The sequence below is a fragment of the Pseudomonas kermanshahensis genome (assembly GCF_014269205.2).
GTDB lineage: Bacteria > Pseudomonadota > Gammaproteobacteria > Pseudomonadales > Pseudomonadaceae > Aquipseudomonas > Aquipseudomonas kermanshahensis.
On sequence record NZ_JABWRY020000001.1, the window covers coordinates 2,702,095 to 2,718,547 of the forward strand.

Sequence of the window (16,453 nt, forward strand, 5' to 3'; positions counted from 1 at the left end):
GTAACCGCAGTTTTACGTCAAAACGCACTATAATGCCCGCTGATCTCACAAGAGCACGATGATGTCTGACCTCACGGCTATTGCCCGAATCAAACCTCGCCGCCTGGCCGAATCGTTGGTCGAACGCTTTGCCCAACGCATGCGTGACGGCACCCTCAAACGCGGCGACAAACTGCCCACCGAAACGCAGATCATGGCCGCCGAAAGCGTCAGTCGCTCGGTAGTGCGTGATGCGTTGTCGCGCATGCAGGCGGCAGGCCTGGTCGAGACCCAGCATGGCGTCGGCACCTTCGTCCTCGACATGCCGGCACCCGAAGGCTTCAACGTCGGGCCCGCTACCATTGTGCTGTTGTCCGACGTCCTCGACCTGCTGGAGTTCCGCCTAAGCCTGGAAGTCCAGGCTGCAGGCATGGCCGCCGAACGGGCCACGCCACAGGCCATCGACGAGCTGGAGCAAGCGTTGCAGGCGTTGCTGCAAGGCCCGGAAAAGTCCGGCAGTACCACCAACGCCGACTTCCAGTTCCACCTGAAGATCGCCAAAGCGGCCGGCAACCCGTACCTCATCGACATCATGAAACACCTGGGCACCAAGCTGATCCCGCGCACCCGGATGAACTCCGCCTATACCGGGCAGAGCAACCGCAGCACCTACCTGGCGGGGATCAACGCCGAACACCAGCAAATCTTCGACGCCATCGTCAGCAAGCAGGTCGATGCGGCGCGTGCGGCCATGTTCCTGCATTTGAGCAATAGCCGCATGCGCCTGCGCGAGGCGCAGAAACACCAGGCTGTCTACAGCGAGTGAGCCGCTTCAGGCGCCGGTTGCACATCCTCGAAGACCAACCCGTCGCTGGCACTGACCTGCCACGGGTTGGCACTGCCGGTTTCGCTGAAGTGGACCGTGTCGAACCGTGAGCCCTTCAAGCCATCGATCTTGGCCTTGGCCGGCCCGCTGAAACGCACACGCTCGAAGGACAGGCCTTGGTGGTAAGCGCCGTGCAGGCTGTCGCCCTTGACCTCGATCGCCGCCAGTTGGGCATTCTCGACCGTTACATTGCTAACCCGCACATCGCGGAACTGGCCGGCGATGGTCGACTTCTTGTAGTCCAGCTTGGCGTTCGGGTCGTTGTAGTCGAGGGTGAAGATGAACGCCTGCTTGACCGTATTGCGCATCGCCGAATCACGGAACACCACATTACGCGCGCCACCGCCCATGAAATTGGTGCTCTTCATGCGTAAGCCGGTATCGGTGCCGTCAGACACGTTATCTTCGGCCAGGATGTTCTGGATCCACGCCCCCGTGTGGCTGCCAGCCACGACCATGCCGTGGCCCTTGCGGAAGTAGTTGTTGAAGATCCACGCGTCTTCCTGGGGCCTTTGCTTGACCGCATCGGCGCCGGTGCCGGCTGCGAAGTTGACGCAGTCATCGCCGGTGTCGAAGAAGTTGTTGAACACCAATGCGCCGCGGCTGTTGGCGAATTCGATGCCATCGCCGTTGTTGGCGTCGTAGGTCTTGTGCGTGGTGTTGGCCAGCACCACGTTCTCGGTCTCCAGGTTCATGATGCCGTGATAAGCCGGGTTGAGGACCGTGAAGCCGCCATAGAACACGTTCTTGACGTTGCGCAAGGTGACCAGCGACGAGCGCATTTGGCCATAGGCATCCTTGACGTTCATGCCTTCGGCCACGGCGCGAGCGACCTGGGCCTTGGCCAGCACGCCGTCCTGCAGGTAGCGGGTGTTGTCGCTGGGCAGGTAGAACGGCAGCGGTTGGCCACGTTCATCGACGATGTCGGCGTTGCGCTTCCAGCCATTACCATCAATGACCCCCTTGCCGACGATGCGTATGTTCTCGAATGCCTGGTGCGCACGCGGGTCACGCGGCAAGGCGTTGATCAGCGAGGCCGGGCGTACGGTGGTGGAGTACGGGTACTGGATATAGCCATCGCGGGGGTAGTCTTCGGCGCGCTCGGACCCGAGCAGGGTCGCGCCCTCGGCGATTTCCAGGGTCATGTTGCTTTTGAGGTACAGCGCGCCGCTTTTGTAGGTACCTGCTGGCAGCAGCACTTTGCAGCCGACGGTGCAGGCGTCGATGGCCTTCTGGATGGCGGCAGTATCGAGGGTCTGGCCGTCGCCCTTGGCGCCATAGTGGCGCACGTCGAACAGTGCCGGCACGGCGGTCGTACGTTGGACGATTACCGGGCTGTCGGCCGATTCCTTGCCGGCGTGGTCCACCGAACGCACGGTGAAGCGGTATTCAGTGTCGGGGGCCAGGCCAACTGCGGTGTAGCTGTGGATGGCGATACGGTGGTGGAAATTGCGCGTGTCCTGCTCGTAGAAGCGGTCGATATAGGGTTTGGCCGGGGACACGTGCCCGTTGTTGGCGTTGCTACCACCGAGCAGCTTGCCATTGGCGTAGACGTGGTAATCGGCGATGTCGGCAGGGTCGGCGGGTTTCTCCCAGACCAGGATTATCTGCTGGTCGTCGTAGGCCAGCGTCGGGACCAGGACTTTGCTCGGCGCTTCGAGTGCCCAAAGGGGTGAACTGAAGCCGAGTGCCAGGACAGTCAACAGTGATCGGGTGGTCGCGGTGTTTGCATGCGGCATGGGGTTATCTTCCTTGTTTTTGCCTGTGACAGTTGTGCCTTGGGGGGCGCTTTGCGGCCCATCGCAGGCAAGCCAGCTCCTACCGGGCAGCGGTGGCCTGTGGGAGCTGGCTTGCCTGCGATGGGCTGCGCAGCAGCCCCGGGTCGCTTCAGACGAGCGCCATACGCGGCGATTCAGCACTGAAATCGCGGCTGGCCTGCACCAGCATGCGGGTGTAGTCGTGGCTGGCCAGGTCCTGGCTCAAGGCTTGGCTGTCCAGGCGCTCGACAATCCGCCCCTGTTGCATCACCGCGACCTTGTCGCACAAATGGCTGACCACACCCAGGTCATGGGTCACCATCAGGTAGGTGAGTTTCTCGCGCTGACGCAGGTCCGCCAGCAGGTTGAGAATCTCTGCCTGCACCGACACATCGAGGGCCGACGTCGGCTCGTCCAGCAGCAACACCCGGGGTTCGAGAATCAGCGCCCGGGCGATCGCCACGCGCTGGCGTTGCCCGCCTGACAGCTGGTGCGGGTAGCGGTAACGGAAGCTGTCGTTCAAGCCGACCTTGACCAGGATGTCGTTGATGCGGTCATCGCGCTCGCCCAGGCCATGAATGGTCAACGGCTCGCGCAACGCGGTGTCGATGGTGTGCCGCGGGTGCAGCGAACCGTAAGGGTCTTGGAACACCATCTGGACCTTGCGAAAGTGTTCCTTGGGCAACTTGTGCTGCAGCGGGACGCCGGCAATGCTCAGCGCCCCGTTCCAGTGCCGGTACTGCCCGGCCAGGCAGCGCAAGACCGTGGTCTTGCCCGAACCCGACTCGCCCACTAGGCCGAACGACTCGCCGTCTTCGACCGTCAGGTCGACATCGTGCAGCACCTGGTTGCAGGCGGCGCCCACACCAAAACTCAGGTTCAGCGATTGTGCTTGGATCATGCTCATGTAAGTTCCCTCAGCAGGTGAGCCACAGCGGGTCGCGTTGCAGGACCGGCAGGCGTGGGCGGCGGTTGTCCATGCTCGGCAGGGCCGCCAGCAGGCCACGGGTATAGGGGTGTTCGGCATATTGCAGGTCGCAGGCGGCCAGCGACTCGACCACCCGCCCGGCATACATCACCAGCACCCTGTCGCAGTAGTTGCGGACCAGGTTGAGGTCGTGGCTGACGAAAATCAGCCCCATCTGCTGTTCCACCACCAGTTCTTCGAGCACATTGAGCACCTGCTGGCGTACCGACACATCCAGCGCCGAGGTCGGCTCATCCGCGATGATCACCTCCGGGTTGGTGATGACCATCATGGCGATCATGATGCGCTGGCCCATGCCGCCGCTGACTTCATGCGGGTACAGGTTGTAGACCCGCTTGGGGTCACGGATATGGACCTTTTCCAGCATCAGCAAGACCCGCTCACGGGCCTCGCTGCGGCTGGCCTTGTGGTGCGCCAGGTAGGCTTCGGCAATCTGATCGCCCACCTTGACCACCGGGTTGAGCGAATACTTGGGGTCTTGCATGATCATCGAAATGCGCTGGCCGCGAATCTTCTGCATGGCCTTTTCGCTGGCACTGAGCAAGTCGACATCGCCGAACTGCAGGGCCTTGGCAGTGATCTGCGTGCTATTGGGGTGCAGCTTGAGCAGGCTGCGCCCGACGGTGGACTTGCCCGAACCGGACTCGCCGACAATGGCGAGCTTCTCGCGGCCCAAGGTGAACGACACATCGCGTACCGCGTGCATTTCTTTCTTGCCATTGACGAAGCGCACATTGAGCGAATCGACAGTGAGTTTGAGCGTCGACATAAAGCCTCCAGTTACTCGCTACGCGGGTCGAGAATGTCCCGCAGGCCATCGCCCAACAGGTTGAACGCCAGGCTCACCAGCATGATCGCAGCCCCCGGTACGGCCACCAGCCACCAGCATTCGAGCATGTAGCGTCGGCCGGTGGAGATCATCGCGCCCCACTCCGGCAACGGCGCCTGCGCGCCCAGGCCAAGAAAGCCCAATGCAGCCGCGGTGAGGATGATGCCGGCCATGTTCATGGTCAGGCGGATGATCACCGACGACAGGCACATCGGCACGATGTGGCGCAGGATGATCCGCGTCGACGACGCGCCCTGCAGCTCGACCGCAACGACAAAGTCAGCCTTGCGCAGCGACAGCGTTTCGGCCCGCGCCAGGCGAGCGATCGGCGGCCATGAGGTCAGCGCGATGGCGACCACGGCATGCTCCAGGCCAGGGCCGAGCGCAGCAATGAACGCCAGCGCCAGCACCAGGCTTGGGAACGAGATGAAAATATCGGTGATGCGCATGAACACGGTGTCGACGACGCCACCGAAATACCCCGACACCGTGCCGATGAACAACCCGATCGGGCCGACGATCACGGTCACCAGGGTAATGATGTACAGGGTGATGCGTGAGCCGTACACCAGCCGGCTAAAGATGTCGCGGCCGTACTCGTCGGTGCCGAACCAGTGCGCGGCACCGGGTGCCTGCAGGGCGTTGGCGAGGTTCTGCACGACCGGGTCATGGGTGGCGATCCACGGCGCGAAGGCGGCGACCACCACCAGCAGCAAGGCCACCAGCAGGCCAGCCAGGGTCATCGGGTTGCGCAGCAGGTGGCGCAGCACCCGCAGGCTGCTTTTGTACAGCGCATCGACACTGGACGCAGGTGCGTTGTCGGCCTGCGGCTTGTCGCTTGAAACGGTAGAAGACAGGTTGGCAATCATCGGCATGTTCTCGATGTGAAATCATGGCCACCTGGGGCGCCCGCAGACGCCCTCGGCAGTGTTCAGCGTTGCTTGTAGACGCCCAGGTAACGGGTCGCCTCGGCGTCATCGCCGGTGAAGCCCTTGACGTCCACTGCACTGACGGCGGTGTCGGTCATCTGCGAGATCATCATGATCGGGCCGACCTGTTGGTCGTAACGCTGCTGTGCCTGGTGGTACAGGTTCAGGCGCTTGCCGGCGTCACGCTCGACCCCAGCCTGGTCGATCAGCGCATTCAGCTGTTGGTCGAAGAACGACGCGCGCCAGCCCTGGAAGTTGGGCAGCCCGGCGGCATCACTGTTGTCGGGGTTGTAGACGAAGGTGCGTAGGCTGAAGTACGGGTGCGGATAGCGCTCGGCCCCACGGGCCACGATCATTTCAAAGTTGCGCGCACGCATGGCGCCGTACACCTGGTTGCCGGTGCCGGTGACGATGCTGGCCTTGATGCCGCCTTCGGCCAGGGTCGATTGCATGCGCGCGGCAATGTCGATGAAGGGCGGTTCAGACAGCGTCCGCAGCGTGGTACTGAAGCCTTCCGGGTAGCCGGCTTCGCTCAGCAACGCCTTGGCTTTGGCCACGTCGAGCCGGTAGCCAGGGTCTGGCAGGCGCGCGTCCAGGCCCAGTTGCATCGGTTGCTGGTTGAGCATGCCGTAATGCGGCATGACCTGTTCGTCGATGCCTTTGTAATCAATCAGGTAACGCACGGCTTCGCGTACTTTCGGGTTGGCGAACTCCGGCTGCTTCATGCTCATCGCCACGTAGTACATGGTGCCGCGCTGCAAGGGCTGCACCTGCAACTGGTCAGAGCGCTCGACGGCTTTGATATCCGGTGCGGCCATGCCGTAGGCGAGGTCCAGGTCGCCGCGTTCGAGCATCAGGCGCAGCGATTGCGACTCGGTCATGTGCCGCACCAGCACCCGCTTCATTTTCGCCGGGCCAGCCCAGTAGCCGTCGAAACGGTTCATCACCAACGCATCGTTGGCACTCCACTTGGCCAGCGTGAACGGGCCGCTCCCCGCTTCATGGGTGACCAGCCAGGCGGCGCCGAGGTCGCCGTTTTTTTCATGCTTCAGCACTTCTAGGCGGTCGACAATGACCGCACTGGGCGAGGTCGCCAGCGAGTCGATCAGCAGCAGCGGGTCAGTCGGTTGTGGCAAGTCGACCACCAGGGTCTGTGCATCGGTGGCGCGGATCAGCGCCTGGATGTTGTCGACGTTGTAGCCGTAGGCCTTCCAGGTGGTGGCCAGGCCGAAGTTGAGCTTCATCACCCGGTACAGCGACCAAGCCACATCCTCGGCGGTCAGCGGGTTGCCGGAATGGAATTTGACGTCGTTGCGCAAATGGAAGGTGATCTGCTTGCCGTCTTCGCTGATGTCCCAGCGTTCGGCCAGCTGTGGCAGGTGTTTTTCCGGGTTGCCCTGGTCGCGCTTGACCAAGGTGTCGTACAGGTTGGCGTTGACCCCGGAGGCATCCAGGCCCGGCGCATTGGCCGGGTCGATGGAAAACAGGTTGACCATGCTCATGCCGACGATCAACTGGTCGGCAGGGGTCTTGGCCTGCACGGCGGCCATCGGCGCCAGGGCCAGGATTGCACCCAGCAGGCTCATGTGCAGCGGGGGAAGTGCAGTCTTCATGTGGGCGTCCTTCTTTTTATAGTTATGCAATGTGTTCACGCAGCCCCTGGGGGCTTAGCGGGTCCTTGGGTCGAACACCTTGTACAGGGCATCGCTGATCAGGTTGAGGGCGACGAAGATCAGGCCGATCACCAGCACGCAGCCCATCACCGCGTTCATGTCACCGAGCATCAGGCTGCTGGTGAGGTATTGGCCAAAGCCCGGCCAGGCGAACACCGTCTCGATCAGCACCGCGCCTTCGAGCAGCGAGCCGTAGGCCAGCGCCACCACGGTCAGCAGTTGCACGAGGATGTTGCGAAACGCATGGCCCCACACCACCTGGCGACGCGACAGGCCCTTGACCCGCGCCGTGATGATGTATTCCTGCGACAACTGCTCGAGCATGAAGCTTCGCGTCATGCGGCTGATATAGGCCACCGAGTTCAAGCCCAGGATCAGCCCCGGCAAGATGATGTGGCGCAAGGCACTGCTGAACGCCTCCCAGTCACGCGCCAGGGCGGTGTCGATCAGCAGCAGGCCGGTCACGTCCGGGACCATGCCGTCGTAGGCGAGGTCGATACGCCCTGCCCCGCCCGCCCAGCCGAGCCAGGCGTAGAACACCAGCAGGCCCATCATGCCCACCCAGAAAATCGGCGTGGAGTAACCGAACAACGTGATCACCCGAGCCACATGGTCGCCCAGCTTGCCCTGGTTGCTGGCGGCAACCACACCCAGCGGCAGGCCGATGAGGATGCCGAACAGGATCGCCAGCGTGGCCAGCTCGATGGTCGCCGGGAACACCCGCTTGATGTCCTCCAGCACCGGGTGGCCGGTGAGCAGCGCATTGCCGAAATCACCGTGCAGCAAATCGTTGAGGTACAGCCCGAACTGGGTCCAGATCGGCTTGTCCAGGCCCATCGCCTGGTAGACCTGGTCATAGGTGGAGCTGTCGGCGTCCGGCCCGACCACGGCCAGCACCGGGTCCAGCGGCATCACCCGACCAATGAAGAATGTCAGCGCCAACAGGCCGAGCAAGGTCACCAGGACCGTGCTGGCCCGTCGGGCAGTGGCAGACACGCGCGTGCCCAGCACAGAGGCAGTCGAAAGCAACATAACAGGCTCCTGAAAAAGCGTTCAGCAAACACCGAGGCGTAAGGGGCGCGGGCGCCCCCGTCCCGCTCATCGCGACTTGTAGACGTCTTTGTAACGGGTGGTGGCCGCGCTGTGGGCCTGATAGTTCTGCACGTCGTGGTACAGCACCACGGTGTCGGTCATCTGCGACACCGGCAGAATCGCGCCCACTTGGGCGTCCAGGGACGTCTGGATCTGCTGGTACTGGGCCAACTGGCGCGCCTTGTCCGGTTCGACTTCGGCCTGTTCGATGAGGGTGTTCAACTCAGGGCTGTAGAACGACGTGCGCCAGCCCTGGAAGTTGCTCAGCTTGGCTTCATCACGGTTGTCCGGGTTGTACACCAGGGTGCGCAAGCTGGAATGCGGGTGCCGCTCGGCACCGCCGCCGCCGCGGCCTACCAGGATGTCGAAACTGCGTTCGCGCATGGCGCCGTAGATCTGGTTGCCGGTGCCGGTGACGATGGTGGCCTGGATGCCGGCCTGGGCCAGGGTGGCCTGCAGGCTGGAGGCAATGTTGATGAACGGGGGTTCGGTGAGCACGCGGATGGTGGTCTTGAAACCATTGGGGTAACCGGCTTCTGCCAGCAGTTTTTTTGCTTCGGCCACGTTCAGGCTATAGCCGGGATCGTCCAGGCGTGCCGGCAGGCCCAGCGGCAGCGGGCGCTGATTGAGCTGGCCGTAATGCGGCATGACGGTCTGGTTGATGCCCTGATAGTCGATCAGCGAACGCACGGCCTTGCGCACGCGGGCGTCGTCGTAGGGTTTTTGTTTGACGCTCAGCGCCACGTAGTAGAGCGTGCCGCGCTGCACGGTCTCGGTGCGCACCTTGTCGGACTTCTCCAGCGCTTCGATGTCCGGGGCGGACATGCCCTTGGCCAGGTCCAGGTCGCCGCGCTCCACCATCAGCCGCAGCGACTGCGATTCGGTCATGTTGCGCATGACGATGCGCTTGAGCTTGGCCGGGCCACCCCAATAGCCGTCGAAACGGCTCATCAGGATCACGTCGTTGGCACGCCAGTCATTAAGAATGAACGGGCCGCTGCCAGCGGCATGGGTGGTCAGCCAGGCGGCGCCCATGTCGTCGCCCTTCTGGTGTTGCTGGACGACCTTGCGGTCGAGGATGAACGCGCTGGGCGAGGTCGCCAGGGTATTCAGCACCAACAGCGGGTCGGTCGGCCGCGGCAGCTCGAGGACAAAGGTGTGTTCATCGCTGGCGCGCATGTACTGGGCGACGTTGCCCGCCGTGAAGCCGTAGGCCTTCCATGTCGAGGCCAGGGCCAAGTTGAGCTTGAGGATGCGCTGCAGCGACCAGGCGACGTCCTCGGCACTGAACGCGTTGCCGGACTGGAACTTCACGCCTTCGCGCAACTTGAAGGTGAGGGTCTTGCGGTCATCGCTGACCTGCCAGCTTTGCGCCAGCGCCGGCACCAGCTGGTCCGGTTGCTGCGCATCCTGCACCAGCAGCATGTCGTACAGGTTGGCGTTGACCTCGGAAACGTCCAGCCCGGTGGCACCGGCTGGGTCGAGGGACAACAGGTTGATCATGCTCATGCCGACGATCAACTGGTCGGCCGGCGTCTTGGCGAAAGCAGCAGGTACCGAGGTCATTGCCAGCGATGCAGCAAGGACCCCTGCCCAGAATGTGGGGAGAACGCTCATGTGAGATTGCCTTTTTATAGTTATTGGACTCTCGGGCGGCACGCGAGGGCGCGTGCCGCCATGCACGAATCAGAAGCGTTGCAGTGTGTGGGTCTCGACGTAGTCGAAATCGATCTCTTCACCCAGGCCCGGCAGGTCCGACAGGTGCACGAAGCCGTCCTTGTCCATCGGGTCGACCAGGCGCTTGAGGTAGGCCGGTACTTCGTCGTAGTCGAGGAACGGGTGCAGCAGGCCGCGCTCGTACCAGGTGCAGTTCTTGATCGCCCCGACCACGGCCAGGTTGGCTGCGCCGTTGCCGTGGATCTCGCAATCCATGCCAAATGACTCGGCCATGTGCGCCACCTTCAGGCATGGGGCGATGCCACCGACCCCGGCAACCCCGGCACGCAGGATGTCACACACATCGTTCTTGACCCAACTGGCCCGGCTCAGGTGCTTGCCACCCAGGCTTTCCGGGCCCAGTACCGGGATGTCCAACTGGCTGGACAGCCAGGCATAGGATTCGGCGGAGTCTTCCATCATCGGCTCTTCGAACCAGGCGAAGTCGAGCTTTTCCAGGGCACGGCCGATGATCAGGGCGTCGGTGCGGCTGTACCAGTGGTAGCCGTCGATCATCAGGGCGATGTCCGGGCCGACTGCCTCGCGCACCGCGGCGCAGGCCTTGATATCCATGCTCACGCTGGGCGCGAACGACACAGGCGGCATCCAGGTGTGCAGCTTGATCGCTTTATAGCCGCGCTTGACCAGGGTTTCGGCAAAGCGCCCGTATTCCTCAGGGGTCGACAGGCCACCTTCAAGCTCATCGCCACACATGGTAGAGCCATACGCAGGCACTTTGTCGCGGTAGCCACCAATCAACTTGTGCACCGGCACATTGAGCTTGCGCCCGGCCCAGTCCCACAAGGCCTGCTCGACCAACGCCAGGGCGCGATCGGTCAACTGGCTGGCACTGCCGCGCTGCCAGTGGGCGAGGTCGTGCCAGATCTTCTCGCGGTCGAAGGCGTTTGCGCCGACCAGCACTTTGCGCACGAAACCATCGAGCACGTAGGGGCGGATCAGTTCAGGGGCACCCAGTGCATAGCCTTCGTTACCGCATTCGGTGGTGATGCGCAGCAGCGCCATCTTGGCCTGGGTTACGTCACCGGGGTGGGCATGGCCGGCGCTGTCGACAGCGCGGCGCGTGGGGTAGGAAAAAACCTGGACGTTTACAGCAGTGATGATCATGGACGTCTGAGCCTTCTTATTGGATTTGTGGCGGGTGAGTCACGCTCTGGAGGTCATCCTACGTCATCATACAACTTTTGAAAAGCACCCCTTAAAAACTTTAAAAAATGGCTTTGCCTTCTGATTTTTTACCTCTTTTGGGATACCGATCGCATTCCTATGGTTGCACTAAAGCCTCTATATCAGGCATTTCAAAGGCGATCCGAGAGGGTCGTCCGACAACCACTGAAGAAATCGTAGACAACCGAAATGTTGTACGATAACTTTGCCGCATCTGATCGCGGCGCCCTGCCCCTTACCGCATCCGATCGTGACCACCCGCTTCAAAACGACCTCAACAAAAACAAGAAAAGAAGATCGAATGAACACCACACTCCGCAATCTCATTGCTGTCAGTACACTCGGCCTGTCGTTTTATGCCTGCGCAGACTCGGCCAGCATCAACTACCGCCACGGCTACACCGAAGACGACAGCATCCATTCCGACCGGATCAAGCTGAACTACCGGATGGACACTGGCCTGGGCTTCGCCGCCGAGATCAAGTACAAGACCGCCGGCGACCGCGAGGACGTGGCGTACGACAACATGGTCAACAACGGCCATGAGTTCACCGTGGACTACAACTACAAGCTGAGTCCCAAGTCGACCCTCACCCCCGCGTTCCAGATGGACAGCTCCAAGGACGCCACCACCTACAAGTTCGGCTTGAAGTACAACTACAAGATCAGCGACACCTGGTACGTCGCCACCCGTGTGCGGCACGACGCGCGCAACCTCGACCGCGACCAGATCGACCACTCCAAGGCAGACCGCGCCAAGGACAACCAGAACACCACTCGGCTCGAAGGCTGGCTCGGCTACACCCCGAAAGGGCCGTGGGCCTTCGAGTACCAGTACATTTATTTCGACACCGACTACATCCGCTACGACAACAAGAAGAGCGACTACGAGCAAAACCTGATCGTCAAGTACAAGCTCAACAAGCAATGGGCGCCGTTCATGGAAGTGGGTGACATCAAGGTCAACGCCTACACCGACGACCGCCAGGCCCGCTGGCGCCTGGGCATCCAGTACAACTTCATGTAATGCCGCGCTGCCGGGTGCCTGCCAGGTGGCCCGGCGTTGTCGCCCAACTACCCCCCAACCACCCCTCACGCCAAGGCGCTCGCCATGACCACACCCTCCTCGCCCACCCAGGGCAAACCGTTCAACCGCCTGCTGCTGACCGGCGCCGCCGGCGGGCTCGGGCAGATCCTGCGCGAAGCCCTGCAGGCGCACGCCAACGTCGTACGGGCTTCCGATATCAGTGCGATGGCGCCCGCAGCGGGCGCCCATGAAGAAGTGATCAGTTGCAACCTTGCGGACAAGGCCGGTGTACTGGCGCTTGCCCAAGGCGTGGATGCCATCGTCCACTTGGGTGGGATTTCCACGGAGCGTGCGTTCGAAGAGATTCTCGACGCCAATATCCGCGGCACTTTTCATATCTATGAAGCGGCACGTAAGCACGGGATCCCACGGGTGGTGTTCGCCAGCTCCAACCACGTCACCGGGTTTTATCCGCAAGACGAGCAGGTGGATGCGCAGTCTGTGCGTCGCCCAGACTGCTATTACGGGTTGTCGAAATCGTATGGCGAAGACCTCGCCACCTTCTATTTCCACCGTTACGGCATCGAGACCGTGAGCCTGCGCATCGGCTCGTCATTCCCAGAACCGCGCAACATGCGCATGCTCTCGACCTGGCTGAGCTATGCAGACCTTTCGCACCTGGTAGAACGGGCCTTGCTCGCTGAAAACGTTGGCCACACCGTGGTGTATGGCGTGTCGGCCAACCGCGAGCTGTGGTGGGACAACCGCTACGCGGCGCACCTGGGCTTCAATCCGCAGGACAGCTCGGAGCGCTTTCGCGAAAAACTCGAGCAACAGCCAAAACCTGCCACTGACGATGCCAGCGCGCACCTGCAAGGTGGCGCCTTCACCGTCGCCGGCCCATTCGGCGACTGACCCCGCGCTCTGCCACCCTTTAAAGCCCCTTGCACCCGAGCGGTGCAGCGGGCTCATGCCATCAGAATGCTCACCAGCATCTGCGCAGGCCGGCTCAACTCCACGCCCTTGCGCGTGACCACTTCGTACGGCTCGCTGCGCGACTTCAGCTGCAGCGGCAGGCGCACCAGCATGCCATGGTCCAGTGCGACCTTGGCCACATCCCACGGCATCACAGCGAGCAAGCCCGGGTCCTGCAGCAGCATCGACAACGTGGTGAAGGTCGAGGACGTTTCAATCGGGTATTGCGGAAAGCTCAGGCCCGCTTCGCGGAATTCGCGCTCCAACGTCAAGCGCATGGGCATGTTGACTGGGAATACCACCCAGCGTGAACTGGCCAACTGCGCAAGGTTCAAGGTCTCGCTGCCGGCCAGGGCGTGTGCAGGGTTGGCCACCAGCACCAATTGCTCCTGGTGTTTCGGCACGCTGTCGTAGGCGGCGGGCCGCGGGCTGACACTGGTCCGGCAGATCACCACGTCCAGGCGGCCCTGGTCGAGCAGGTTGAGCAGGCGGTCGCTGGTGTCCTCAACTACCGACACCGACAGGTCTGGCTGGCTTTCACGCAGGCGCGCCAACCCCTCCACCAATATCGGCACCGCCCCCATGATCGTGCCGACCGACAAACGCCCCCCATGGCCCTGCAGAATACCCAGCATCTCTTCACGCAGGTGTGCCAGGTCGTTACTGATCAGGCGCGCGTAGCGCAGCACGCAACGGCCCAGGTCATTGGCCTCGAGGCCCTTGCTGGTGCGCTCGAACAGCACCGCGCCCAGGGTCGATTCAATCTCGTTGAGGGCTTTTGTCGCCCCCGGTTGGGTGATCGACATGGCCTCGGCCGCTTTATGAATCGAGCCCAGCTCATCCAGGCTGATCAATAACCGCAACTGGCGCAGGCGAAGGCGCGAGGCCATGGAACTCAGGGGTGGCAGCATAGGGGATCACTTAAAGTTATCACGGGGTCAGCAGGTCTCATTAGGCAGCAACAGCGGGGAAAATTAAAGTGACCTGCATCTTCAACAAGAACAACACAGGAACCCGCATGCGCCTGATCCAATTTGAAACCGGACCCGGCCAACGCCACGTCGGCGTGGTCGAAGGCGACCTGATCCAGGTCGTGCGTGATACCCACTCCATGCGTGAGCTGGCCTTGGCCGCGATCCGCAACCACACCAGCCTGGCCGCAGAAGTGCTCGAACGCGGCCTGGACAGCACGCAACACTGTTACAGCCAGGCCCTGAGCGACTGCCGCGTACTGCCCCCGCTGGACCACGAAGACCCAGCCCATTGCCTGATCAGCGGCACCGGCCTGACCCACCTGGGCAGTGCTGCCACCCGCGACAAGATGCACCAGCAAAAAATCGACGATGCGGCGGCGTTGACCGACACCGCGCGGATCTTCCAGTGGGGCATCGAAGGGGGCCGCCCTGCACCGGGCACCGCGGGCGTACAACCGGAGTGGTTCTACAAGGGCGACGGCTCCATTGTGGTCCGCCCTGGCCAGGCCTTGCAGCGCCCGGCCTTTGCTGAAGATGCCGGTGAAGAGCCCGAGCTGGCCGGCCTGTATGTGATCGGCGATGATGGCCAGCCCTACCGCCTGGGTTTTGCCATCGGTAACGAGTTTTCCGACCATGTGATGGAACGGCGCAACTACCTGTACCTGGCTCACTCCAAATTGCGCAGTTGCGCCTTTGGCCCTGAACTGCGGGTCGGTGAGCTGCCCCGCCACCTCGATGGCATCAGCCGGATTCGTCGCGGCAACCAGGTGATCTGGGAAAAGGCCTTCCTCAGCGGTGAGGACAACATGTGCCACTCGCTGGACAACCTGGAGTATCACCACTTCAAGTACGCCCAGTTCCTGCGCCCAGGCGATGTGCACGTGCACTTCTTCGGCACGGCGACCTTGTCGTTCGCCGACCAGATCAAGCCCGCCGAGGGCGATGTGTTCGAGATCAGCCTGCCTGATTTCGGCGCCCCCCTGTGCAATGGCATTGCCGGGACGCCTTCGGCCATCTCACCTGGCGAGGTGAAGACGCTCTGAACCGACGGCGGCGCAGGGCCGCGCCGCCGCGGCATTTCATAACAATCACAACAGTGAGATGAGCATGAAACACACCCCTTACCCGGCGGCCACAGCCGCCACGGCCAGCACAGACACCGCCAAGCCGACCACCGTGCGCTGGCGGATCTTCCTGATCCTGCTGTTGCTGGCAGCGATCAACTACATCGATCGGGCGTCGCTGTCGGTGGCCCTGCCCTTGATTTCTGCCGAGTTCGAACTCACCCCAGCACTTGAAGGGTTGATCCTCAGCGCGTTCTTCTGGTCCTACGCCCTGATGCAGATCCCGGCCGGTGTGCTGCTCGACCGCTTCCAGGTGCGCAACATCATTGGTGTCGCCACCATCGGCTGGGGCGCCTTCCAGGCGCTGGGCGGCTTTGCCCACAACTGGATTACCCTGCTGGTCACCCGCATTGGCCTGGGCGTGGCCGAGTCGCCGATCATGCCGGCGGGCGCCAAACTCAACGGCGCTTGGTTGACCCCCAACGAACGTGGCCGCGGCGCCACCCTGGTCGACGGCGGCGCGCCGCTGGGCACAGCGTTTGGCGCGATCATCATCGCCGGGCTGATCACCTGGTTCGACTCCTGGCGCATCGCCTTCATCATCGCCGGTGTCGGCACCGTGGCGGCAGGCATCTGGGCCTGGTGGTACATCCGCAACCACCCCAGCGAACACCCGCAGGTCAACGCCGCCGAGCTGGCCTACATCACCCAAGCCAACGACGCCGCGACCCAGGCCAACGGCAACCGCAAGGCGGTACTCAAAGAGCTGCTGAAAAGCCGCTCGGTGCTGTGCATGTTCGCCGGCTACGCCTGCTACAACAGCGTGTTCTATGGCCTGCTGACCTGGATGCCAAGCTACCTGCACCAAGCCCACAACCTGGACATCAAGGCCATGGGTGGCGCGACCTTCCTGATCTTCATGTGCGGTTTTGTCGGCGAGCTGGTGGGCGGCTGGATCTCGGACAAGTGGAAAGCCAATGGCGGCCAGCCGAACACGGTCATGCGCAGCATGTTCGCAGGCTCCGCTGCCGTCGCCGCGCTGTGCATCCTGCTGGTGGCCTACACCCCCGATGCTGCACGGGTGATCGCCCTGCTGTGCGTGGCGCTGTTCTTCATCCGCTGGTGCGGCATGTACTGGTGCCTGCCGGCCATTCTCGGCGGTAAATCCAAAGCCGGCGTTCTGGGCGGCAGCATGAACTTCTGCGGCAACATGGTCGGCGTGCTGGTACCGATCCTGATCGGCCTGATCGTGCAGTTCACCGGTTCGTACTTCTTGGCCCTGATCTTCTTCGTGGTCATGGCCTTCGGCCTGATGCTGTTCTCTGGCCTGATCGACTATCGCGAGCGCGGGCTGGCCTGAGCCACGCGCCCTATTGAGG

14 protein-coding genes are annotated in these 16,453 nt (G+C 62.6%); 5 read left to right on the forward strand and 9 right to left on the reverse strand.

What is annotated here, in order from left to right:
• The first annotated feature begins 61 nt into the window (after positions 1-61).
• Positions 62-805: a FadR/GntR family transcriptional regulator gene (locus tag HU764_RS12430; protein ID WP_027593227.1), complete on the forward strand. Its 744-nt coding sequence runs from the start codon at positions 62-64 to the stop codon at positions 803-805.
• On the opposite strand, the gene HU764_RS12435 is transcribed toward HU764_RS12430, so the two are convergent.
• From HU764_RS12435 to HU764_RS12470, 8 genes are all read right to left on the reverse strand, one after another.
• On the reverse strand, positions 793-2,604 hold the full coding sequence (locus HU764_RS12435; RefSeq protein WP_186702869.1) for a glycosyl hydrolase family 28 protein: 1,812 nt from the start codon (positions 2,602-2,604) through the stop codon (positions 793-795). The two genes, HU764_RS12430 and HU764_RS12435, sit on opposite strands and share 13 nt — an antisense overlap.
• A 148-nt stretch (positions 2,605-2,752) precedes the next feature.
• Positions 2,753-3,529 (reverse strand): ABC transporter ATP-binding protein, encoded by a 777-nt coding sequence (locus HU764_RS12440; RefSeq protein WP_186702870.1) that lies wholly within the window; start codon positions 3,527-3,529, stop codon positions 2,753-2,755.
• 10 nt (positions 3,530-3,539) lie between these two features.
• Positions 3,540-4,379 carry an ABC transporter ATP-binding protein gene (locus HU764_RS12445; protein ID WP_099429354.1) on the reverse strand — a complete coding sequence of 280 codons (840 nt, stop codon included), beginning with the start codon at positions 4,377-4,379 and terminating at the stop codon, positions 3,540-3,542.
• An 11-nt stretch (positions 4,380-4,390) separates the two neighbouring features.
• A complete protein-coding gene (locus HU764_RS12450; protein ID WP_186681551.1) occupies positions 4,391-5,308 on the reverse strand; it encodes an ABC transporter permease in 918 nt (305 codons plus the stop codon).
• A gap of 62 nt (positions 5,309-5,370) precedes the next feature.
• A complete protein-coding gene (locus HU764_RS12455) occupies positions 5,371-6,981 on the reverse strand; it encodes an ABC transporter substrate-binding protein (RefSeq protein WP_186702871.1) in 1,611 nt (536 codons plus the stop codon).
• Positions 6,982-7,035: 54 nt separating this feature from the next.
• On the reverse strand, positions 7,036-8,073 hold the full coding sequence (locus HU764_RS12460; protein ID WP_027593221.1) for an ABC transporter permease: 1,038 nt from the start codon (positions 8,071-8,073) through the stop codon (positions 7,036-7,038).
• A gap of 66 nt (positions 8,074-8,139) precedes the next feature.
• Positions 8,140-9,750 carry an ABC transporter substrate-binding protein gene (locus HU764_RS12465; protein WP_027593220.1) on the reverse strand — a complete coding sequence of 537 codons (1,611 nt, stop codon included), beginning with the start codon at positions 9,748-9,750 and terminating at the stop codon, positions 8,140-8,142.
• Positions 9,751-9,819: 69 nt separating this feature from the next.
• On the reverse strand, positions 9,820-10,974 hold the full coding sequence (locus HU764_RS12470; RefSeq protein ID WP_186702872.1) for a mandelate racemase family protein: 1,155 nt from the start codon (positions 10,972-10,974) through the stop codon (positions 9,820-9,822).
• A 361-nt stretch (positions 10,975-11,335) separates the two neighbouring features.
• Between HU764_RS12470 and HU764_RS12475 the strand changes: the two genes are divergently transcribed.
• Complete coding sequence (locus HU764_RS12475) at positions 11,336-12,061, forward strand: oligogalacturonate-specific porin KdgM family protein (protein WP_027593218.1); 726 nt, start codon at positions 11,336-11,338, stop codon at positions 12,059-12,061.
• 84 nt (positions 12,062-12,145) lie between these two features.
• Positions 12,146-12,976 (forward strand): NAD-dependent epimerase/dehydratase family protein, encoded by an 831-nt coding sequence (locus tag HU764_RS12480; protein WP_186702873.1) that lies wholly within the window; start codon positions 12,146-12,148, stop codon positions 12,974-12,976.
• Positions 12,977-13,029: 53 nt separating this feature from the next.
• Here the strand turns inward: HU764_RS12480 and HU764_RS12485 are convergent, their stop codons facing one another.
• Entirely contained in the window at positions 13,030-13,947 is a 918-nt protein-coding gene (locus HU764_RS12485) for a LysR family transcriptional regulator (protein WP_099429358.1), read from the reverse strand.
• A 107-nt stretch (positions 13,948-14,054) separates the two neighbouring features.
• Here HU764_RS12485 and araD1 point away from each other — a divergent pair, with 107 nt between their 5' ends.
• Together araD1 and HU764_RS12495 are read left to right on the forward strand one after the other, a co-directional pair.
• On the forward strand, positions 14,055-15,053 hold the full coding sequence (araD1, locus tag HU764_RS12490; RefSeq protein ID WP_186702874.1) for an AraD1 family protein: 999 nt from the start codon (positions 14,055-14,057) through the stop codon (positions 15,051-15,053).
• A gap of 64 nt (positions 15,054-15,117) precedes the next feature.
• A complete protein-coding gene (locus HU764_RS12495) occupies positions 15,118-16,434 on the forward strand; it encodes an MFS transporter (RefSeq protein WP_172960359.1) in 1,317 nt (438 codons plus the stop codon).
• Positions 16,435-16,453 lie beyond the last annotated feature (19 nt).

What these genes read in the sequence shown, in the direction of transcription:
- HU764_RS12470 (WP_186702872.1), bottom strand. Translation starts at nt 10,974, where the DNA reads ATGATCATCACTGCTGTAAACGTCCAGGTTTTTTCCTACCCCACGCGC.
- HU764_RS12475 (WP_027593218.1), top strand. Translation starts at nt 11,336, where the DNA reads ATGAACACCACACTCCGCAATCTCATTGCTGTCAGTACACTCGGCCTG.
- HU764_RS12455 (WP_186702871.1), bottom strand. Translation starts at nt 6,981, where the DNA reads ATGAAGACTGCACTTCCCCCGCTGCACATGAGCCTGCTGGGTGCAATC.
- HU764_RS12430 (WP_027593227.1), top strand. Translation starts at nt 62, where the DNA reads ATGTCTGACCTCACGGCTATTGCCCGAATCAAACCTCGCCGCCTGGCC.
- HU764_RS12440 (WP_186702870.1), bottom strand. Translation starts at nt 3,529, where the DNA reads ATGAGCATGATCCAAGCACAATCGCTGAACCTGAGTTTTGGTGTGGGC.
- HU764_RS12495 (WP_172960359.1), top strand. Translation starts at nt 15,118, where the DNA reads ATGAAACACACCCCTTACCCGGCGGCCACAGCCGCCACGGCCAGCACA.
- HU764_RS12465 (WP_027593220.1), bottom strand. Translation starts at nt 9,750, where the DNA reads ATGAGCGTTCTCCCCACATTCTGGGCAGGGGTCCTTGCTGCATCGCTG.
- HU764_RS12460 (WP_027593221.1), bottom strand. Translation starts at nt 8,073, where the DNA reads ATGTTGCTTTCGACTGCCTCTGTGCTGGGCACGCGCGTGTCTGCCACT.
- HU764_RS12445 (WP_099429354.1), bottom strand. Translation starts at nt 4,379, where the DNA reads ATGTCGACGCTCAAACTCACTGTCGATTCGCTCAATGTGCGCTTCGTC.
- HU764_RS12435 (WP_186702869.1), bottom strand. Translation starts at nt 2,604, where the DNA reads ATGCCGCATGCAAACACCGCGACCACCCGATCACTGTTGACTGTCCTG.
- HU764_RS12480 (WP_186702873.1), top strand. Translation starts at nt 12,146, where the DNA reads ATGACCACACCCTCCTCGCCCACCCAGGGCAAACCGTTCAACCGCCTG.
- araD1 (WP_186702874.1), top strand. Translation starts at nt 14,055, where the DNA reads ATGCGCCTGATCCAATTTGAAACCGGACCCGGCCAACGCCACGTCGGC.
- HU764_RS12450 (WP_186681551.1), bottom strand. Translation starts at nt 5,308, where the DNA reads ATGATTGCCAACCTGTCTTCTACCGTTTCAAGCGACAAGCCGCAGGCC.
- HU764_RS12485 (WP_099429358.1), bottom strand. Translation starts at nt 13,947, where the DNA reads ATGCTGCCACCCCTGAGTTCCATGGCCTCGCGCCTTCGCCTGCGCCAG.